17 protein-coding genes are annotated in these 20922 nt (G+C 49.4%); all 17 read right to left on the reverse strand.

The window, feature by feature from the left end; genetic code table 11:
- Positions 1-63: 63 nt before the first annotated feature.
- The 17 genes from OIN60_RS04720 to OIN60_RS04800 all read right to left on the reverse strand — a co-directional run bounded on the left by OIN60_RS04720 (position 64) and on the right by OIN60_RS04800 (position 20898).
- On the reverse strand, positions 64-4005 hold the full coding sequence (locus OIN60_RS04720; RefSeq protein ID WP_305753704.1) for an S-layer homology domain-containing protein: 3942 nt from the start codon (positions 4003-4005) through the stop codon (positions 64-66).
- A 266-nt stretch (positions 4006-4271) separates the two neighbouring features.
- Positions 4272-5399: a glycosyltransferase family 4 protein gene (locus tag OIN60_RS04725; protein WP_305753705.1), complete on the reverse strand. Its 1128-nt coding sequence runs from the start codon at positions 5397-5399 to the stop codon at positions 4272-4274.
- Positions 5400-5567: 168 nt separating this feature from the next.
- The gene (locus OIN60_RS04730) at positions 5568-6323 is read right to left on the reverse strand and encodes a WecB/TagA/CpsF family glycosyltransferase (protein ID WP_305753706.1); all 756 of its coding nucleotides are present in this window, start codon (positions 6321-6323) and stop codon (positions 5568-5570) included.
- A gap of 9 nt (positions 6324-6332) precedes the next feature.
- Complete coding sequence (gene csaB / locus OIN60_RS04735) at positions 6333-7466, reverse strand: polysaccharide pyruvyl transferase CsaB (RefSeq protein WP_305753707.1); 1134 nt, start codon at positions 7464-7466, stop codon at positions 6333-6335.
- Positions 7439-9457 carry a DUF5693 family protein gene (locus OIN60_RS04740; protein ID WP_305753708.1) on the reverse strand — a complete coding sequence of 673 codons (2019 nt, stop codon included), beginning with the start codon at positions 9455-9457 and terminating at the stop codon, positions 7439-7441. Before OIN60_RS04740 ends, csaB begins: the two co-directional genes overlap by 28 nt.
- Before the next feature lie 203 nt (positions 9458-9660).
- Entirely contained in the window at positions 9661-11379 is a 1719-nt protein-coding gene (locus tag OIN60_RS04745) for a phospho-sugar mutase (RefSeq protein WP_305753709.1), read from the reverse strand.
- A gap of 65 nt (positions 11380-11444) precedes the next feature.
- Positions 11445-11879 carry a 3-hydroxyacyl-ACP dehydratase FabZ gene (fabZ, locus tag OIN60_RS04750; protein WP_305753710.1) on the reverse strand — a complete coding sequence of 145 codons (435 nt, stop codon included), beginning with the start codon at positions 11877-11879 and terminating at the stop codon, positions 11445-11447.
- Positions 11880-12193: 314 nt separating this feature from the next.
- A complete protein-coding gene (locus OIN60_RS04755) occupies positions 12194-12394 on the reverse strand; it encodes a DNA-directed RNA polymerase subunit beta (protein WP_305753711.1) in 201 nt (66 codons plus the stop codon).
- Between the two features lie 11 nt (positions 12395-12405).
- Positions 12406-13224: a flagellar hook-basal body protein gene (locus tag OIN60_RS04760; RefSeq protein ID WP_305753712.1), complete on the reverse strand. Its 819-nt coding sequence runs from the start codon at positions 13222-13224 to the stop codon at positions 12406-12408.
- 13 nt (positions 13225-13237) lie between these two features.
- Positions 13238-14128 (reverse strand): flagellar hook-basal body protein, encoded by an 891-nt coding sequence (locus OIN60_RS04765; RefSeq protein ID WP_305753713.1) that lies wholly within the window; start codon positions 14126-14128, stop codon positions 13238-13240.
- A gap of 103 nt (positions 14129-14231) precedes the next feature.
- On the reverse strand, positions 14232-15230 hold the full coding sequence (locus OIN60_RS04770) for a rod shape-determining protein (protein ID WP_305753714.1): 999 nt from the start codon (positions 15228-15230) through the stop codon (positions 14232-14234).
- A gap of 162 nt (positions 15231-15392) precedes the next feature.
- Positions 15393-15680, reverse strand: a complete 288-nt coding sequence (gene spoIIID / locus OIN60_RS04775) for a sporulation transcriptional regulator SpoIIID (RefSeq protein ID WP_305753715.1) — start codon at positions 15678-15680, stop codon at positions 15393-15395.
- A gap of 186 nt (positions 15681-15866) precedes the next feature.
- Entirely contained in the window at positions 15867-16604 is a 738-nt protein-coding gene (gene spoIIQ / locus OIN60_RS04780) for a stage II sporulation protein SpoIIQ (RefSeq protein WP_305753716.1), read from the reverse strand.
- Positions 16605-16679: 75 nt separating this feature from the next.
- Entirely contained in the window at positions 16680-17903 is a 1224-nt protein-coding gene (spoIID, locus tag OIN60_RS04785) for a stage II sporulation protein D (protein ID WP_305753717.1), read from the reverse strand.
- 217 nt (positions 17904-18120) lie between these two features.
- Positions 18121-19467 (reverse strand): UDP-N-acetylglucosamine 1-carboxyvinyltransferase, encoded by a 1347-nt coding sequence (gene murA / locus OIN60_RS04790; protein WP_305754081.1) that lies wholly within the window; start codon positions 19465-19467, stop codon positions 18121-18123.
- 381 nt (positions 19468-19848) lie between these two features.
- Positions 19849-20064: a DUF1146 family protein gene (locus OIN60_RS04795; protein ID WP_305754082.1), complete on the reverse strand. Its 216-nt coding sequence runs from the start codon at positions 20062-20064 to the stop codon at positions 19849-19851.
- A gap of 435 nt (positions 20065-20499) precedes the next feature.
- A complete protein-coding gene (locus OIN60_RS04800; protein ID WP_305753718.1) occupies positions 20500-20898 on the reverse strand; it encodes a F0F1 ATP synthase subunit epsilon in 399 nt (132 codons plus the stop codon).
- Positions 20899-20922: the final 24 nt, after the last annotated feature.

Below are 20922 nucleotides of genomic sequence, written 5' to 3' on the forward strand. Positions count from 1 at the left end.
ATAAATATAGAAGCATTTATGCGGCATGTGGAGTGCGGTTTCAAGTCTGAATTATGGGATACATCACTGTAAAACTGGTAGTTTCTTCGTAGATGCCATGACCTTCGCTACAATGATGGCAGCATCACCGCGGAGCGTGAAGGAAGTCGGATTGAAATTATAACCTTTGCTTGTATCCTTAGCATCAATCGGAGAACCTTTAATAAAGCCTTTTTGGGCAATCGCCAAGACAGATGCGGCAGCATAATAGTCGATTTCCGCATAATCCTTGAAGTACTTGGCCAATCCCTTTTCAACCTTCGCACGGTCGGTCAACAGCTTAAGGTTGAGCGCCTTCGCGATAATAACAGCCGCATCCTGACGCGTGATGTTGCTTTCAGGATTGAACACTCCCGGCTGAATGCCTTTTACAATCCCTGCTCTCGCCGCCGTTTCTATATAACGGAAATCCCACAGATTGTTAGTGTAGCTTCTGGAAACATCGTTGAAGGACAAGTCCCCCTGATAGTTGAACGGAAGCTGCTGTGCCTTAACAATCATTTCCGTAAACTCAGCACGTGTAATGTTGATATCCGGCTTGAAGCCAACAGAAGGATCCTCTGCATTCATAATGCCTTTCGCAAACGTCGCTTCGATATAATTCCGTGCATACGGATGGCTGATAATATCGGTGTAGGTTTCGCCCAATTTAGCCACAACGTAGTAGCCGAATCTGTCAAAAGGAACGACTATTGTGTTTTTCTTGTTATTGACGACCCCACCGATATTTTCCCACTGCTCAGTTTCAGGGTTAAAATAAAGCACCGTAATCAGCTTGCCAGCATCCGCCGCCACACTCTTACTATAAGTAAGTGTCAGCTGTCCACGCTTGGAAGGAACGAGTTCATCTTCCGTATCCCGGGCATAGAAGTTTTTAACTGGAGAAGTAGGCGATAACTGATACGGGTCCAAACCATACGTTACTGGATCATACGCATCTGTCTGCAGGTCATCAGCCACCCCGGCATCAATCCAGAACACTGGGCTGGACTTCTCGAACTTGTCAGGGAACTGGCCAATGAAGTATTGTGCGCCTGCATCGAACGCTTTGTCAATCTGGTCCAACTGGACCTCATCAAGACTACCAAGGTTATTATATCGATCCACAACACCATCTTCACTGTTGGCAATGGCAAACAACAAATCATGGTTGGAGAAGACCTGGTTTTTATAACGTACAGGTACATAAGAGTCATTACGAATAAGGCTTGTACTCGAAGGGAAGGTCAATTGAAGAGCTCCCTCGAAAGCTTTATGAGACTTTTTCATGGTATCCAATTGCTGAGCGCCAGGGATATTGGCAGGTACGTATTTAACGATTACTTCATCCTTGAGCACCTGATTCCCAACAGTGACTTCAATCGGGATTTTGGTTTCTTTATTTGCTTTCAGACCTTTTACAACGTATCTGTACGCTGACGGATATTCTATTGTCCCATCATAGTTTGTATCAAAATCAACCTTTTGTGCAGGCTCCTTGTCGATCTCGACACCGGTAGCATTAGGAGCACTGACAACCACCTCTACAAAATTCTGATTGATTAGATTGCGATCCGGCAATGGACGAATAATTTTGTAGGAGGAAGTAGCAAAGTTAATCTCCAAACGGTAAGTGGCTGACGGACCGCCATCTCCCGCATTAAACAGCTTAAAGTTATACACGAGTGGAGATCCGTCCTGCGGAATTTCCTGATCAAACAGGACAAAGCTGAAATTTTCTTCTTTTGGATGGTAATACACTACCAAGTTATCAACTTGTCTACCCGAGTAATTCTTTTGCGGAGAACCATCAGAATGGAAGCTATTTTCCAATGTCCATTTCAGTGGAGCTCCGTTATTTAGTTGCTTACTCGAAGATTCAATTTGCAAAATATAATTCCCTTTATCGGTAACGTCTTTCAGTTTAAGATCAACATTCTCCTCATTATCACCCAGATCAATAAAATCAAACGTACCGAAAATGTTCATCTTCGAAACGGTTGTGGTGTAATCCCCCTCACTTCCCGTGAAGTTGGGGTCTGACTTCGTAGGTGCGATATCCTTGTACAGCGGAGTCCCTCCATCCCCTTTCTTGTAGGTGAATGGAATGATTCCTAGCGCGCCTACAGGGACCAAAGGTACATTGGTTGTCGTAATATTAATCTTCATCGTTTTCTCATACTCATCCGAATTGGATTTAAATACAAAACGGATAGTGTTGGAGCCTATCACCATAGCATCGGCTGCTGCAGCCGTATCACTGGCTACGAATTTAGCTTGGCTGCCATCTGCTTTGAGCGCTATCTTAGTATTATTCACATATAAGAATACTGTTTGGCCAGCCCCATCATATTTGATGTTACTTTCAGAAGCCACATTGAACAGTTGTCCACTGAAATTATTTACGGCACTGAGTTTAAGTTTAGTCGCTTGATCGGGGCTGTTGGTATCAATCTTAATCTGTTGGCCGTCATACACGCTGTCGAATTGCACGTAAGGGCCGTACAGCATATTGATTTTAAGCGTTTTGGTCTCAAGCTCCTCGTTACCATTCTTCAATTTCAGGCTAATTTCTTTAACCGTGCTTGGCAAAGAACTTACCTTGACAATGAAACGCTTGACATTGGTTGATACACCGTTGATGGTACGGTTTACATTTTCGGAGGCTACGTCACTCAGTACCACCACACTCGGATCGCCCGAGACGACAGTAGTATCAGCCTGTGCGTTGATAACCTGAACCTCAATCCCTGCCGGTACCGCATTAATGTTGGTAGTCGCATCAAGCATGGAGCTTCCGGTGAGCTTCAATGCATCCGCTTCTTTGGTGTTGCTGTTGTATCCTTGCAGATAATTCACACCGTAAATAAACGGTTTTGCACTGTTACGAAGCGTGAAATACAGATCGCTGTCACCAGCCAATCCAGTAATGCCAAGGTTCGCTCTGACCTTGGAATCAAAAACTGTACTATTCGGGATAGGAATCTCAAACGGCACCATGACATGGGTAGCCGCTGTTTGAGAATACTTCGCTTGGTTCACCGTCACAGTGCCGGTGCCCGTCGCTCCTCCCGAGAGCTTGTAATTAATATCTACACTAGCAGGTGCAGTCCCTGTAAAGGGAACTACCGCAGTACCATGCATTACGATATTGTTTGCATTATCAACACTAAAATCCGGCGTTGTCGACAAATCTGCCGAAGTGAGTGTACCTTGCTTTAAATAGGTATTGTAGAAGGTTGTATCGCCATTAAAAAATGTAATCTCACGGGTCGTTGTAACGGACTGATCATTGTTGGAGGCTGTAATGGTCAGCGTGTTGTTCCCTTTATTAACAACTACTGTACCAGCCGTAAACTTGTAGTTACTCGAGCTCGAAACATTATAAGTCCACGATTTTCCGTTTGCTGAAATGGTTACTTTTGATGCATTGACCGCATAGCCAGAAACTACGATCTGTGCGGAAGAATCGCCTTTATTCGTGTTGTTTGCCATGAGAACTGCCGGTGGCGGATCTTCAGGTAGTGCTACTGTTGTCCCGTTAAGGGTCGCGTTAAGATCCGATAACGTCGGACCATTGCGGTATTCGATGTAAATGGTGTCGGATACGTTGGACGATCCTTTTTTACCGCTGATCACAATTTTGTTGAGGCCAGAGAACAGCTTCACATTCAAAATCCGCAGCTCCGTACCATCCGGATAGATACTCCCGGTCTGCCCTACATTTGAACTGACTTCCTTGTAATCGGAGCCGTTTTTCGACAGTTGATACACACTGTATGAAATCGTATCTTCATCAACATTGTTGAAGGAACCTTCGAGATCTACGCGTTCAGTGGTAACCACACGCGCATCTCCGACACTGTATTTTTCTGACGGAAAAATAAAGTAAGTTCCCGAGGCGGCTTCCGCCTTGCCCATCCAAGCCGTCGGCACCATGGTTACCAATAAGGCGACCGTCAGCAACATGGAAAGTAATTTTCTCAACTTGATTGTCCTCCTTTGATTCTGCCGTACCTTTTGGCACGTAATGAGTGCATAATTAGTTTATCGGCCGGAGGAATCCAATTTTTTAGCCTTTCCCTAAAAAAGGTAAAATCCCTTGCTGCAACGCGGGCTTGTTGAACTTCTTTAACAAAGAAAACAACAAAAAGCCCTTAAACTCCATTGCTGCGGAGCTTAAGGGCTTTCGCAAGAAAAACATCCGCTAAATGCGGGCTGTCTTCTTGGCAAGTACTTCGATAAACTTTTTCTTATAATTTCGAACGTGATTGGTCCGGCTTCACCCGAAGACGGAGCAGTGTATTGATAATCGGTCTTTTCGTCTTGCTGACAAGCCCGATCACTTCTGCACCGATCTGCAGGAAAAACATCATGATACAGATAACCACAAAGGTTACCCAGTTGGCTTCATTCATGGCTGCTGATGTCTGGATGACGGCCAGTACACCGAAGAAAGCTGCGATACTATAAATAATCAGAACCGTCTGCCTATGGCTGAAGCCCAGCTCACGCAGACAATGATGAAGATGTCCTTTGTCAGGAGAAAAAATCGGCTTCTTCTGCAGCTTACGACGTACGATGGCGAAGAAGGTATCCGACAACGGAACCCCGATAATGATCAACGGTGTAATAAAAGAAACAACTGCGATTTGCTTATATCCCAAGAGTGACAGCATCGCTAGGCAGAAGCCCAGGAACAGCGACCCGGTATCACCCATAAAAATTTTAGCCGGATGGAAATTAAAGAACAAAAATCCGATAATGCTGCCCAGCAGCACCAGACACAACAAGGCAACGGGTACATTACCCATGAGCATGGACATGACGAAGATGGTACCGATTGCGATGCCGGACACACCAGCCGCAAGCCCGTCCAGTCCGTCAATCAGGTTAATCGCGTTCGTCACACCAACAATCCAGAAAATGGTCAACGGAATCGAAATCCAGCTCTCGAGTGAGGAGTAGGCATTCTGAAACGGAATATCTACAAAATCAACACGAATATCGAATCCGAAAACAACCATACTGGCGATACCAATTTGAACCAAAAATTTGAGCTTGGCATTCAGATCGAAGCGGTCATCCAAAGCACCGATAACAACAATCAAGGTTCCACCGATCAAAAAGGCGGAAATGAAGTTAATATCCCGCGATGTCAATACGCCTTCCGGTACGAACGGCAACAGCACCAGCGTCGTTAAAATAAATGCCAGAAATATTCCTAGCCCGCCCAGGCGCGGCATAATTCTGGTATGCACTTTACGGGCATTCGGCACATCAACGGCTCCAACCCTGACCGCGAATTTTTTTACGAGTGGCGTCAGGGCTAATGCCAGTGCCAATGCTGCGACAAAACCAATGATATAGATCGGTAACATTTGATCATTCGACCCCCATTTTTAACGTGAATCTTTTCGCCGTCCTCTTTACCATGTGAAGATTTGGTGAAAATGATCCAACCGCATTGAATTATACTCCGATCAAAAATAAATACCAACCTTTATTTTATGGCAATTTAGGTTGTTTACAGGTCAAATTCCCGCTTATCAGCCCATTTTTGTCACATTTTCTCTTGCACGCAGTACTTTCACTGCGAATTTCGGCAGCGCAAGCATTCTTTTATACCGACTCGGCTCCTTTAGCAGGCGATAAAACCATTCAAGACGCAGCTTTTGAAAGACGACCGGTGCACGCTTGCTCTTGCCTGAAATGACGTCAAAGCTTCCGCCTACACCCATCATTACGGGAACATTTAACCGTTCCTTATGTCTGGCGATCCATGGCTCCTGCGTATCTGCTCCGCGGGCTACGAACAGCAGATCGGGCTCAACCTCGCGAATAGCCCTGATCACCTCGTCATCCTGATCAGGACCAAAAAATCCATCCCTTATTCCGCATATCACAACTCCAGGATAAAGCTCCTTCAGCCTGGCTGCTGTCGCCTGAATCACTTCTGCAGTTGATCCAAGCAGATACACCTTCCATCCACGAGTCTCGCCCACTTTGAACAATTCGTGCATCAAATCAAATCCGGCCACACGTTCGGCTACGGGCATGCCCGCCACTTCTGCCGCCCAGACAACACCTGTGCCGTCCGGCACCAGCAGCTCAGCGCTCCTCATCACGTTCATGTAGTCCGCATTTTCCAGCGCTGTCATGACCATAATCGGATTGGCCGTAATGATTTGATGGGGCCTTCTGGAGCTAACAGCCGCTGTTAACCAAGCTACTGTCTGCTGCATATCGAGCCTTGATACCAGGAGTCCAAAGATCGGAACCGTCGGAACTGTTTGCTGCTGCATCACTTTCAATCATCCTTTACGACTCAAATATTCGATAATTTGCCGTGCGGGCAGACGAGCTTCCTGCCGCAGAGCCTGAATCGCAGCAGCCCGACTGCTGCGCCATGCTTCGCGGTTGTCGAGCAGTGTGGCTGCCTCCGTTGCAAGCTTGTCCCCGCTAAGTGTATCCGATGAACCAACCGGCGTACTGCCGATCCGGCTCAGAAAATGATTGATCTTCGGATCATAAGATATGCCGATCAGCGGAACCTCTCTGGAAGCGGCATAGATGAGACTGTGAAGCCGCATTCCGATCATAAGATCACACCTGCTGACTTCCAGCAGCATCTGCTGGGGGTCCGTGATCTCCTGCGCCATGCTGATACGGCTGCTTCCACTCGTGCTCAGATCGCCCAATTGCTCCAGAACATATCTGGAGGCCTCCACATCATCCGGCAGGTGAAAAGGCAGAAACCGCAGATGAACGGTGCGCTCGGCGCTAAGCTTGCGCAATCCGTCAGCAATGGCGCCCAGCTCTCTTTTTTCCTTATCCCAATAACGTACCGAGATGCCGACCACCGGCGGCTTTGCAGATGGCATATCTGCAGCCCCTGACTCTGCATGCGGTGGCAGCGGGAGTCCCATCACAGGATCCGGAACAACCTGAACGGAGGAACGATGTACGCCCATGGTTGCCAACAAATCTGCCGACTGCTCATCCCGGACCGATATATATGCGCAGCGGTTGAACACTGACTTAATCAGCGGGTAAAACCATCTGCGCTGCACCGGACCAATTCCCTGCGCATAGACAAATGTCGGCTTTCCTGCCCATTGCGCCAGCTTTAGTATAGCCAGGTAATACGGGATGGATTTAGGACTGGTAGCATCCTGCAGGAGACTTCCGCCGCCGCTGATGACACCCGTGCTTTCCCTGATCGCCGCTCTGACTTCCTTCAATCTCATCCGGTTCACGGCCCGCACACCATACATATTCATGGTCCATGCGGGATCAGAAGAGAGGACGATGGGCTCGACGGTTATTCCAGCTTGCTTACCGGCTTCATCCAAAGCCGTTAGAATGGATTTCAACACAGCCTCATCCCCGCTGTTGCGGAAGCCGTAATAGCCGGAAATTACAATTTTCGGAGCCGGGGAGACCATTTATTCCAACATCCTTCCAACAGTTGCCATACGGCAACCGCAATAATTCCAATCAGAAGCCCCATACCCAGACCGAGCAGTCCGCGAATCAGCGAGATCACAATCGGAGAATGGATATGAGCAAACGTATCAACCATCGACAGTTGGCCGATTACGGCGATAATCAGCACATAAATCGCTTTACGGTGCTTCAGCGCCGCGAATATCCCTACGATAAATAATGGATGTGCCATTAAAAATTCCTTGTTGCGCGGTCTGACGCCAAATGTATTTTCCAGGAACGTGCGGAACGCCATTTCATACGAAGATACAGATCCGGCATTGCCCGTGCGAGAGAGGTAATAATAGCCCGCTCCCGCCAGAATAACCGCCGCCCCCACCATCAATACCGTAACTGGCATCCGCAGCAGCTTAGGAATTTCTGTTTTAAGCGATATCCCTCTATAGAAGAACAGATACACCGCTACCAGGAAAATCGGAGCAAAATGCAGCAAGCTTACGCCCCTGAACTGATTGAGCACCAGACTGTAGCTGATGTTATTCAATAGAGCGATGACAAAAGGTACCGCTGCCAGCGACAAGATCGAGGTCTGCACAAACAGAAGCACAGATTTAGCCAGCCTGCTTCCTGCGGAAAGTCCCGGATTCTGCTCATGGAGCGCCGATACTTTCCGTATGGCCAGCACCGTGGCCACAGTGGGCGCACTAATCGCAGCAGCCAGCGCAAGCGCCTGTTCCATCAGACTGGCGTTTAGCACATACAGCCCCGCACATCCGATAATGCCAAGGCCAAAAGCAGCCAACGTCAAGGCTGGAATGAAATAGGAAATCATAATGGCGATCAGAGCAACAGCACCTGCGACAGCCACCATTTTAAAATAACGCTGCATTGAAGAATCACTTACCTGGAACGGCTCGGCTTGTCCTATAGTAAAACCGTTACTCTCTATGCGTTGAACGGCATTCCCCGGTGCAGCCAGCGCTTGTATGAGGTTATCGACGGAATCTTTAACCTTTGCTTCCACAACACTCCGGGTAGGGATCGTATTTAGATACAAAATCCGTATATTCCGGTCTTTGGTTGCCAGGACAAACCGGTCAGAAATCGTCTGAATATCGAGCGTCGAGTCACCTTCACTCAACGAATGCAGCCGGACCACATTATAATCAATCAAATAAGCGAGCCGGTTAAAGCCAAGCTGCGGAGCTTTCAGGCCTTCTATAGCCGCCACGCCGATACCATGCTTGTTCAGCAGCTCTGCAAAGGCAGTAACGCTGTTCATCTCGGCATCATCATGGAAGCCCTTCACAGACTCGCCTTCGAACAGAATACGCTTTACCCCATTTTGCTCAAAAGTGGAAAGCGTACTCTCCACCAAATGCTGGTTGTACGGCAGGCTGTCCGTCATCCGCGGCATAATATTAAAGCCCTTGGAGCGCAGCATCGCCATAGCAATCGGGTCAGGCTGCATCGGCTTCAGGGAAGCATCCTCCGGCGAGGTTTCAATCACGAGCCCGCTTTGGCCCTCATAGCTCCACGGGTTTACCGCAATCCCCAGACTTGCGAAGGTCTCTTTGATCATGGGTGCGAACGCATCCGCACTTTCCTTGTTCGAGAACTGTACGTAAGTAAAATTTTGATTTCCCGGTACAGGCTGTCCTGTCAGGCGGGAGACGTCTTTTTCATTATAAGTCACGATACGGCGAGCCTTCTCCAGTTCACCCAAGGTGCTCTCAAACAACGCCATGGAAGTGACGCCCGCTTCCTTCAATCTGTCTAACTGTTCGTTCAGATAATCCTGGGGATGTGCTTGGTAAGATGCGGCATCCGTCAAATCACGGTAATCAAATACAATTTCTACTGTTCTGGATGTTGCCTCCGTTTGCAGACGATCGCTAATCACCGGTATGGCTGCAACCAGACCGATGACGACGACTACCCATAACCATTTCCGCGCGCGGGTATTCCAATACTGCCATTTTTGATGCACCAAAGTACCTCCTCATCATTCAACACGCTGTGCAGATCTGTCCTAATCCAACAGAATGTGCAGCATGCCGTAAAACGAACTTCCCGTCAGGCCAAGCCACGACCGCGAATCCACCATGAAATTCCAGTTCAAAAGCAGGTGACCTCTCCCGGCTTGCTGCCCATTGCCGTGAGAGGTCACCGTTGCGTTCCTGCTTTAAGTTCTTAAGCGTCTACACGGGACATTACATCGTCCACCAGACGCGCAATTTTATCCTCCGCATCCGGAGTGGAAGAGCCGCGTACCGCAAAATACACCTTAATCTTCGGCTCTGTGCCGGAAGGACGCAGGCAGAACCATGAGCCATCCTCCAGCATAAACTTGAGCACGTTTTCTTGAGGAAGCCCATCCAGCCCTTTGGAGTAATCCAGCACTTCCTTAACCTTGACTCCTGCGATTTCATCGGCCGGGTTGTTGCGCCACTGGGTCATCAGGGATTGGATTTTCTCAAGCCCGTCTTTCCCCTTCAATGTGCGCGATTCAAGTCTTTCCTGGAAGTATCCGAACTGTTCATACAGCTCCTCCAGCACATCGTACAACGTTTTTCCTTGTGTGCTGTAATAAGCGGCGGCTTCAGCAATCAGCATTGCAGCCAGAACGGCATCTTTGTCACGAGCATAATTGCCGGCCAGATATCCGTAGCTCTCCTCATAGCCAAACAAATAGGTATGACTTCCAGTTTGGTCGAACTTATTCATCAGCTCGCCGATATATTTAAAACCAGTGAGCGTGTTAAACACGGTAGCACCAAAATGCTCGGCAATGACCGCACCCATCTCGCTTGTGACAATCGTTTTAACCACAGCCCCATTGTCTGGCAGTCTACCTGCTTCTTTAAGCTGGTTCAGCAAATAGTATACCATAATGGCACCGGACTGGTTGCCGGAGAGCACAACATATTCGCCATTCTTGTTTTTAACAACCGCACCCATACGGTCGGCATCCGGGTCTGTTCCGAGCAGAAGATCCGCTCCGATTTTACCGCCAAGCTCGATGGCCAGCTTAAAGGCATCGCGCTCCTCGGGATTGGGTGATTTCACCGTGGAAAACTCGGCATCCGGTTGTTCTTGCTCAGGCACAATATGAACCTGCTGGAATCCGAGCTTCTCCAGAACCCGGCGTACAGGCTGGTTGCCTGTGCCATGGAGCGGAGTATAGACCAGCTTGAAGTCCTTGCCCGGTCCATTGGCAATTAGCTCACGGTTGACGCTGACCCCGGAAACCACATTAATGAAGGCTTCGTCCTCTTCCTCGTCAAGCCATACGAGCAGCTCCTGCGCCTCTGCCTCTTCACGTGAAATGCGATGCACATCAGAGAAGGAGGGCACCTCCCGGATATAACCGATCACCTTCTCGGCCTCATCCGGCACAAGCTGTCCGCCCTGTTGGTTATACACTTTATATCCGTTATATTCAGGCGGGTTGTGGCTGGCTGTAACGACGATTCCACCGGTTGCTTTCAAATGGCGGACACTGAAGGAAAGCTGTGGTGTAGGGCGCAACGACGGAAACAGCTTCGCGACGATCCCGTTACCGGCAAGAACTAATGCAGCTTCCAGCGCAAACTCCGGAGAAAAGTGGCGGGAATCATGTGCAATCACGACAGAAGGCTTGCCCTCCCGATCCCCGTGTTCCTCCAAAATGAACCGTGCGAGCCCCTGGGTAGCACGGCCAACTACATAACGGTTCATCCGGTTGCTACCCGCGCCAATGACACCACGCAGCCCGCCTGTGCCAAACTCCAGTTCTTTATAAAAACGGTCTTCGAGCTCCTTATCATTGTCTTCCAGAGCCCGCAACTCCTGTTTTGTCTCCTCATCAATGACAGGATCTTGAAGCCAGCGTTCAATGCTCTCCAGAGCTTGTGTGCTTAATTGTGACATATAGTTGTTTCCCCTTCCTACTATTATTATTAGAATTGGGATTGCCTATGTAAGCTGAAGCAAAATCAAGACAGGGCGAACATGATTTCGCCCTCGGCGACGATTTTATCGCCTACGCTGGCGGTTGCTTTTCCCTTCCCGATCGAACCCTTCAGACGTATAATTTCAACCTCAAGCTTTAATGTATCTCCCGGGACAACCTGTCCTCTAAAACGAAAGCCATCCAGTCCGGCCAAAAAGCCGATCTTGCCGCGGTTCGCTTCAACCTTGAGGATTGCCACCGCACCAACCTGCGCAAGCGCCTCCGTAATCAACACGCCCGGCATGACCGGGTAACCCGGAAAATGTCCTGTAAAGAACGGTTCATTCATGGTGACATTTTTGATGCCTACCGCTCTCTTGCCTTCTTCCAGTTCAATAATGCGGTCTACCAGCAGAAACGGCGGACGATGCGGAATAACTTCCTGAATCTGATTGATATCCAACTGCACCTTTTCCATAGCGATCATCTCCATATCCTTTGCATAAAAACAGTTCAAACCGGTAATAACTATAGTTATCCTTACACTTTCTGCAGAAGTGTAGGTTGAGATAAGGGGCTTTTTCCGCCGATGCTAAAAACAAGGCGTGAAAAGGCCCTTTTGAACGAATATGCACTAAACTCCCCCATCATTATACATTTTCCGAGGCTAAAAAGAAAATTCCGCCCAAGTACCATTTTGGGGTACACCTGTAGCTCTATTACCATACTGATCAGCAGGCAAAAAACCGCACGTCTTCCGTCGTACGGTTAGGATTAAAATATATAAGGAAGCTATGGAGCGAATACCAAATCAAACACATGCCGCCATGTACCGATATTGAACACTTCTTCGAGGCCATGTTTACCTACAACGACATAACCGGCAATTAGCCCCCCAAACAGGGAAAGCACAAGAAGCAGCGGGATCACAAAATGACGGACGATTCGCCATACGGATTTTTTTGGAGCTGCTGTTTCCTTCTGTTCTGTCATCACTTTACCGCCTATGCCCGCAGAGTGTTAGCCAGACCCATTAACGTGTCACTGGAAGTGAGCGCCCGTGAAGCCATCTGGAACATCCGCTGAATTTGCATCATTTCCGTCATCTCATCCGTCAGATCCACATTGGACTGTTCCAGGTAGCCTTGACGAATCGTCGAAGACACCGGAGCCGTTGCGGCTCCTGCCCCGAACACATCAGCCTCGGTAGCGCCACTAGCTAATACAAACGTATTATCAGGTCCCTGCACAAAACCTTCGGGACGCTGCGGCTCCACAATTTGGAGCTGATGCGCCACGTAAGGAACGCCATTGCCTTGATCCCGAACCAGCAGATTGCCTTGCTTGTCAATTGCCACCTTCGAGCCTAAGGGTGCTGTCACCGGAATATCGTTACGATCGAGCACCGGATGGCCCTCGGATGTGGTCAGCAGCAGGCCCGTTCCTAGCGGATCGGGAGTAAAACCGAAGCTGCCATTCCGTGTCCATGCCTTCTGGCCATTGACCTCAATGGCGAACAGCCCACTGCCTTCAATCGCCAAATCCGTGGGATTGCCAGTCTCCTTCAGCGAACCCTGCTTCATATCTGTGCTCATAGCTGCTGCCCTGACCCCGAAACCCAGATTAAAGCCAAGCGGCATCGCCCGCCCGGTCTGGCGAAAGGCTTCAGGCTGCTGCTGAACCCGTGACAGCACATCCTCGAAGGAAGTATCCTTGTTTTTATAACCTACTGTATTCACATTTGCTACATTATCGGCAATCATGTCCAGCCGCTTCTGTACGCCGGACATCGTAACCATAGCGCCGATCATGGAGTTATTCATGGCTCTATTCCCCCTATACCCGTCCTACCTGGTTCACTGCCTTGTCCAGACTTGCATCATAGAATTGAATGACACGTTGATTGGATTCATAGGCGCGTTGCGCCGCCATCAGATCGACCATGGACTGGGTGGCGTCAACATTGGAGCCTTCCAGGTAGCCTTGCTTGATTTCCACAACGTCATCTTCCTGCAGCAATCTTGCAGTCGCACCGCTTTGCGTGTCCAGTCTGAAGCTGCCGTTACCTTCACGAATTAACTGGTAAGGCTGATCGATAATGCTGATGCCGAGCGTGATTTCTGTCTGCTGATCTCCTTCACGAAACTGCCCTTGGATCTGCCCCCGTCCGTTTACTTTAAGATCTTTCACCGATCCGGTCAAGGTGATGGGATCCCCATTTTCATCCAATACCTCAGCTCCTGAGGATGTGCGAAGGGTTCCTAGCTCGTCCAGCCGGAAGTGCCCGTCTCGTGTATAACGTACATTGCCTTCCTCATCCCGCACCATGAAGAACGCCTCCGGTCTGTATGTGACTTGTCCGTTCTCATCCACATATTTCCCCGAGGAGTCAAAGTTCATTGGCTGTCCTGTTGCCGGGTCATTCACGATAATGTTGGACTCCACAGCAAAGTCAGTTGTTTCTCCGCTTGGCGTAACAAGTCCCCGAACGTATGGAGAGAGGCTCTCCTCTGCAAAAACGCCCATATTCAGACGTCCTACCGTGCGATTGGGGTTGTCTGAATAACCACCTGTCATGGCAAGAAGCACTTCCGGGAACGCACGCTGCACGGCTGTCTCCTGCTTGTATCCCGGGGTGTTGATATTTGCAATATTTTGTGTAACCGTATCATGACGGCGCTGCTGGGTAATCAGGCCTGCGGCGGCGGTATAAAGTCCTCTCAGCATAACTGATTGTTCAGCTCCTCGCTGTTCATCTATTTCAAAAATGCAGCACACCGTGCTGCATCCTTTAATGCATTGAACATATCTACCACACTATATCGGCAGATCAGAACCGTTTCTTAACCACCTGATCCAAATTATTCAGCATAACTCCCGTTCCCTTAACCACGCAGTGCATAGGGTCTTCGGCCACCAGCACAGGCACGCGCAATTGCTGTGCGAGCAGCTCGTCCAATCCGCTGAGCAGCGCTCCGCCTCCGGTTAAAATAACGCCGCGATCGATGATATCCGCTGACAGCTCCGGCGGTGTCCGTTCAAGCACCGACTTTGCCGCGGCTACAATGTTGGATACCGGGTCTTCCAGCGCCCCCTGCACTTCCCGGGCAGAAATGGAGATCGTCTTCGGCAGGCCTGATACCATATCCCGTCCGCGAATGTCCATCTCAGCCTGACGTCCGTCAGGGTGTACGGTTCCAATCGCAATCTTGATATCCTCTGCAGTGCGTTCCCCGATCAAGAGCTTGTACTTCCCTTTAACAAACTTCAAAATGGCCTCATCGAACTTGTCCCCCGCCATTTTAATGGATGAAGCCGTCACAATATCCCCCATCGACAGCACGGCAACATCCGTAGTTCCGCCTCCGATGTCTACAACCATGTTTCCGCTCGGTTCAAAAATATCCATACCCGCACCGATCGCAGCCGCTTTGGGCTCCTCCTCCAGGAATACCTCCCTGGCTCCGCTTCGTTCGGCCGCTTCGCGAATCGCTTTTTGCTCAACCGACGTAATGTTCGTCGGCGCACAAATCAATATCCGGGGACGGCTGTACCAGCTTTTGCCTCCAACCCGGCTGATAAAATATTTTAACATGGACTCCGTAATTTCAAAGTCGGCGATGACTCCGTCACGCAGCGGGCGGATTGCCGTAATGTTGCCAGGTGTCCGTCCGACCATGCGGCGTGCCTCTTCCCCGACAGCAAGGACTCTCTTCGTATCCCCTTCTATGGCCACGACAGAAGGTTCGTCTAATACGACCCCCCTCCCTTTTACGTGTATCAGCACGTTCGCCGTGCCTAGATCGATTCCGATATCCTTGCTAATCATATAAAAGAGCCCCCAAAGTCATATTTTAAAAAGTGACAAGAACCGGCAAATGCATGTGTGGATTGTAGTGTTTCGTGACACAGTTCGCTCTTGTACCATCTTTTAACATATCATACTTTAGGGGAAGGATTCAATGGATAAGTGCGTATAATCTACAAAAATTCAGGACTTGCCGGAAACCAAAACATCCTGGGTGCTATCGCTTGTTTTTTTGTATTTAATCTTGGTTGCTTCCCCTCCCCGTAGATGGCGGATGGATTTATGGTATTCCAAAATATGCTTCACCTGATCCGCTAGGTCCGGATTGATTTCAGGCAGCCGTTCGGTCAAATCCTTATGCACCGTGCTCTTGGATACACCAAATTCTTTGGCGATCGTACGGACCGTATGTCTGGTTTCCACGATGCAGCGACCGATTTTGATGGTCCGTTCCTTGATGTAATCGTGCACGCTCCCGCCTCCCTACTGTGGATAGTTTGGTACATTATATGAGTGGCGGGCTTAGATATGCTCGCTTTGGCGGTATGACATGCTTCTAAAGCCCTAATTATTTCCTTTCAGGATGTGGACAAAGACGGAGAAAGACATACAAAAAAGGCAGGGGGATGATTCCCTCTGCCCTTTGGATAAGCATGATTATTTTTGTGGAAGCAAAGCTGTCGGATTTACCGGCTTGCCTTCCTGAATGACTTCGAAATGCAGATGGTTGTTCAGATCCTTCTCCATTTCGCTGCGGCCTGCCGTAGCAATAACCTGCTCCTGCTTCACATCATCGCCTTCTTTAACCTTTACTTGATCAAGGCTTTGATATACAGTTTTAAGGTTATTGTCATGTGTAATTTCAACGATGCTGCCCATCAGGGGATGCTGTTCAACACGTGTTACCTTGCCGCTCAGCGCAGCCGTTACATCAAATCCTGCTGCATCGGAACGAGCGAGGTCAATGCCTGTATTGGCGGTAAAGGTTTGATCATATTCCACCATGGCTGCCGCTTGCTCGTCTTCTGATGCAGTTTCATCAAAAAACGGCTTAACAATGCTTACCTCATCAGCGTTCGCTACTGGCCAAACCATGTTTTCCGACTGGGCGACCACTTCTACACTATCCTGCTCCTGTCCGGTAGAACCCACAGCACTCGTCACACTGCTTTGAGCCGTCTCTTGGGTGGCAGGATTCTGCTCCAGGGGGTTGGTGCTAGTATCCTGATAGACCCACACAAGAGTTAGTATGATGGCTGCTGCGGCAATGTAGGCTGCAGGATAGACCCACCTTTTGGACAACAGCGTTTTCCATGAAGACGGCCGCGAAGCTCTCTCTCCCATTACGTTTTTGGAAGATTCTTCATGATTTTGGTTTTTGTTTTGTTCATTCATGGTTTCATCACCTCAGTAACCAGTGTTACCGGGCGCTATTCTTTTATACTCGTATTCTCAGAAAATTTGAAAATTTTATATTTTATCCGGTGCTAGCAGTTTTGAAGCCTTCGAAAAAGAGATGCCTGTGTAATAGTGTTTGAGGATTTGGGTTGCAGTGTACCCTTCCTTAGCCATCCCGTTTGCACCCCACTGGCTCATACCGACACCGTGACCATAACCGTAAGTTGTAATGACCATTCGATCCCCTTGGATCCTCCAACTGAACTCGCTGGACCGGAGTCCGAGCCGCTGGCGCAATTCCGTTCCTTCAAACACGGCATCTCCAACTCGAATGCTCTTAATCCGATGGCCTTCGGTAGTAGAAAGGATTTTCATTTCCGGGAAAGCCCCCGTCCCTGAAGCAGCCTGTACAGCCTCTTGCTTCAGTCCGAGTTTGTCCAAAACCTCTGCGGTTTTCATCGTTACACTTTCCTGGTAGCCGGGGGCGATCCGCTGATCCCACGGACTCGGGACGCTGCGCAGATAAGGGACGGATGCCATCCAGACGTCCTCGGAATTTTCCGTATACCCATTGCTTGTTGAGAAAAAAGAAGCAGTGATCGGCTTGCCTTTATACGTCATTATAGTATCTTCCGTTTCTTTGACAGCCTTCCGGATGGAAGACAGCTCTGCGGCCCGTTTGGAGTCTTTCTCCTGCTGCCGGATAGCCGACAGCGGCAGATAGACCTGATGCTCGACGGTGTCGTTGACATCGGCCCCAGCAGGGGCACCGCTTGTATCTTCAGCCAACAGCCGGCGGGCGATGAAGGTCCTGGCGGCGATCGCCTGCGCTTTTAAAGCCTCATGCTCAAATTCTGGCGGCATTTCGGCAGCGACTACGCCTGTAATATAGTCTTCAAGCGGAAGAGTCTCTGTAGTGCCTGTTGAACTTACAAAGACGCTGACCTTAATGACCTTGGGCTGAACAGCGCTTTTCTTCGGGCTGGGTGGTGCAGTGGACTGCGGCAATGCTGCTGTATCGGGCTGGACCTTCCCGGAAGGCACAGGCTGCGGGTGCTGCCCCCGAGGCCATACCAGGACGGCTGGCAGGAGAAGCGCCATCACGAGCAGTCCGGTTATTGCAGCGATCGGGCCCGGCGAAAGCCGCTTCCCCCACAAACGGGAGTTCTTGGGACGGATGGGTCTAGTATCTTGCTGTTGTGCGGAGAGAGGCTCGTCGGGTTCGCCGTTGCGGCCTGCCGGTTCGTCCTCTGGCGGAAGAAGTGGAATGCGGATCCTGGCACGAGAATCTTTCATTTTGGGAGTAACCTCCGTTCTATGAAGTGAGACCGGGGTGCTTGACCGGACCGGATAATCAATCATATGAGATCTTCACGCTTGATAGAACCGGGTTTGAGAGAAAGCATGCAATCGCAGCCGCTTATTCTCACAGACAAAAATAGAGCTGTCCTGCCTTGCGGGTTCAAGCCCGAAGGAGAACAGCTCTTATGTGTAGATCTCATAGAATAATCCGTTATGCCAGAGTCGGTTGTATTTTAAATGCGCCTTTCACTTCTTCCTTGACAGCTCTCTCGGCAGGAGCCGCTTCCGGCTTGCTCTCTTCTACCGAAACCCGGTAGATATCGGCACCAAGGGTAGTGAGCTTCTCGGCCAGGTGCACATATCCGCGGTCTATATGATGCACACCGCTGACTTCCGTAGTGCCCTCAGCAACGAGACCCGTCAAAATCAGAGCAGCACCTGCCCGTAAATCCGTCGCGCACACTTTAGCACCTGTCAGATTGGCATTGCCAGTGACGATCGCTGAACGACCCTCCACCTTGATCTCCGCGTTCATCAGTTGGAATTCATCCACATGCATGAAGCGGTTTTCGAACACGGTCTCGGTAATCACACTGGTTCCTTCCGCAACCAGTTGCAGCGCCATCATCTGAGACTGCATATCTGTCGGAAACCCGGGATAAGGTAAGGTTTTGACATCCACCGCTTTAAGCGGCTTGCTGGCAATGACACGAATACCGTTCTCGTCAGGCTGGACCGTAACACCCATTTCTTCCATCTTCGCAATCACAGGTCCCAGATGGTCAGAAATAGCACCTTCTACATAGACGTCTCCGCCTGTGATAGCGGCAGCTACCATGTATGTGCCGGCCTCGATACGATCAGGAATGACCGCATGCCGGACACCGTGCAGCTTCTCAACACCCTCGATACGGATCACGCCGGTACCTGCACCGCGCACCTTGGCCCCCATCCCGTTCAGGTAGTTGGCCAGGTCTACGATTTCAGGCTCTCTCGCCGCGTTATCAATAATGGTGATACCCTCGGCAAGCGAAGCCGCCATCATAATATTTTCGGTTGCGCCCACGCTCGCAACGTCCAAATAAATCTTGGCGCCGCGCAGACGTCCGTGGCTTCTAGCCTCCACATAGCCTTGACCCAGGCTGATTTCAGCCCCAAGCGCCTCGAAACCTTTCAGATGCTGATCGATCGGACGTGTCCCGATTGCACAGCCTCCCGGAAGGGAGATTCTTGTATATCCCATGCGTGCCAGCAATGGCCCCATGACCAGAAAAGAAGCGCGCATTTTCCGTACCCATTCGTACGGCGCTTCGCAAGATGTGATCGCCCGTGCGTCAACACGAATAACTTCGTCTCGATATGTAACGCTTGCTCCCAGCGATTCCAATACTTTATTAATCGTCATAACATCGTCTAGAGGAGGAGCGTCTACAATGACGCTTTCTCCTTCTTCCCCTAAAAGAGAGGCAGCGATAATCGGAAGAACGGAGTTTTTGGCTCCGCTCACTTTAACGCTTCCGACCAGTCTATTGCCACCGCGGACGATAAATTTGCTCATCATGCTTCCCTCCGCGCGTCACTTCCCTTTTCCGGTGTGGAAAAAAAGAACGGTATCCGCTATTTTCGTGCCTCGTAACCCGGTAGCTTAAAGATCAGCCACATGGGAAACAAGTTTCATTTTTTTGTAAAGGTAGTGTAAAAAAAATGCTTAAAATTCGAAATAAACCACATGGTTGGTAACTCACTAAATTCCATCATATCATTGTTTAAGGCACGTATACAAGCATTTTTTCATTACTCATGTCTGCACACCCATGAACGGTGCCTGTCGTCCGTAAACTAAATCCATGTAAACACATTGTTAACCATTGATGTCGATACTATTCGACACTTCATGCTCCTGAGGCCTTACAGAGAGATATTACCTAACGTCTCAACTTCAGAACATATACCTCAGCATCTGGCTCCAGGAAATGTAATCCAGCAAAAAAACAGCCACAAACCGTCCAAGTACGACAGCCAAAAACAGATGCAGCAGCCTTCCTTGCGGTCCTTTGGGGTTTCTAATCCACAAGTCGAACTTAACGCTCTGCAGAGCCCACCACGCCAAGCCTATGCATACAAGGGATACCATCATGGATACCATGCCATTCATGCCTGTTGTTTGGCTAATCTGCCGTGTCAATTCATCTGTCACGATTTAACACCTCCGCAGCGTAGTCCTTTGACAGCCGCCAGACTATTTGTTTTCGTACACAGCCTATTATGCATCATATGCGTCAGCGGCAAAAATGCAAACATCGAGAACCGGATTCTTTCACGCCTGCTTGCCAGCTTGGACTATTCTATAATACTTGCCATAGGCGCAACAATCCAGTCCCATTTACGTCATTTTCAATTGTTTTCGACATTTTTCAAAATTAGTTATCTTATTTTGCTTGAAATAGCGCATAAAATTCACATAACTCCAACTTTTTCATACCATTTATATCCGTTTATATCCGTCCCACTCGACGCAAAAAAGCCCGAGCGGTTTAAGATCCCGGGCTTTTTGACCTATATTTAATACTTTTGTACTAAAAAACGAATTTTATTTCCCCGCCACATTCAAGCGGTTTATGGCTTTCTGCAGCGCCATTTCCGCTCTACGGTGGTCAAAGTCATCCTGCTTGCTTTGCAAACGGACTTCAGCCCGCTCCCGAGCCGCCTTGGCGCGTTCCACATCAATTTCAGTCGGCCGTTCCGCACTTTCAGCGAGGATGACAACTTTATCTTTACGGATCTCGACGAAGCCGCCGTTTACCGCAAGGATATCCGTCTTGCCGCCCCTTTTAATACTAAGCGGAGCAATTTGCAAAGGAGTGACCATCGGAATGTGCCCGGCCAAAATGCCGAGTTCCCCTTCCACGCCCCGAACGTTCAGACTCTCCACTTGCTCCGAGTAAACCTGGCGCTCAGGGGTCACGATTTCCAATAAAAAGGTGCTCACTTCCATCCCTCCTGACAGGCTGTC

Origin of the sequence: Paenibacillus zeirhizosphaerae (genome assembly GCF_030705605.1) — a bacterium.
GTDB lineage: Bacteria > Bacillota > Bacilli > Paenibacillales > Paenibacillaceae > Paenibacillus > Paenibacillus zeirhizosphaerae.

What these genes read in the sequence shown, in the direction of transcription:
- csaB (WP_305753707.1), bottom strand. Translation starts at nt 7,466, where the DNA reads ATGGTCTCCCCGGCTCCGAAAATTGTAATTTCCGGCTATTACGGCTTC.
- OIN60_RS04745 (WP_305753709.1), bottom strand. Translation starts at nt 11,379, where the DNA reads ATGTCACAATTAAGCACACAAGCTCTGGAGAGCATTGAACGCTGGCTT.
- OIN60_RS04770 (WP_305753714.1), bottom strand. Translation starts at nt 15,230, where the DNA reads ATGATTAGCAAGGATATCGGAATCGATCTAGGCACGGCGAACGTGCTG.
- OIN60_RS04730 (WP_305753706.1), bottom strand. Translation starts at nt 6,323, where the DNA reads ATGCAGCAGCAAACAGTTCCGACGGTTCCGATCTTTGGACTCCTGGTA.
- OIN60_RS04765 (WP_305753713.1), bottom strand. Translation starts at nt 14,128, where the DNA reads ATGCTGAGAGGACTTTATACCGCCGCCGCAGGCCTGATTACCCAGCAG.
- murA (WP_305754081.1), bottom strand. Translation starts at nt 19,467, where the DNA reads ATGAGCAAATTTATCGTCCGCGGTGGCAATAGACTGGTCGGAAGCGTT.
- OIN60_RS04795 (WP_305754082.1), bottom strand. Translation starts at nt 20,064, where the DNA reads ATGAATGGCATGGTATCCATGATGGTATCCCTTGTATGCATAGGCTTG.
- spoIID (WP_305753717.1), bottom strand. Translation starts at nt 17,903, where the DNA reads ATGAAAGATTCTCGTGCCAGGATCCGCATTCCACTTCTTCCGCCAGAG.
- spoIIQ (WP_305753716.1), bottom strand. Translation starts at nt 16,604, where the DNA reads ATGAATGAACAAAACAAAAACCAAAATCATGAAGAATCTTCCAAAAAC.
- OIN60_RS04755 (WP_305753711.1), bottom strand. Translation starts at nt 12,394, where the DNA reads ATGACAGAACAGAAGGAAACAGCAGCTCCAAAAAAATCCGTATGGCGA.
- OIN60_RS04725 (WP_305753705.1), bottom strand. Translation starts at nt 5,399, where the DNA reads ATGTTACCGATCTATATCATTGGTTTTGTCGCAGCATTGGCACTGGCA.
- OIN60_RS04760 (WP_305753712.1), bottom strand. Translation starts at nt 13,224, where the DNA reads ATGAATAACTCCATGATCGGCGCTATGGTTACGATGTCCGGCGTACAG.
- fabZ (WP_305753710.1), bottom strand. Translation starts at nt 11,879, where the DNA reads ATGGAAAAGGTGCAGTTGGATATCAATCAGATTCAGGAAGTTATTCCG.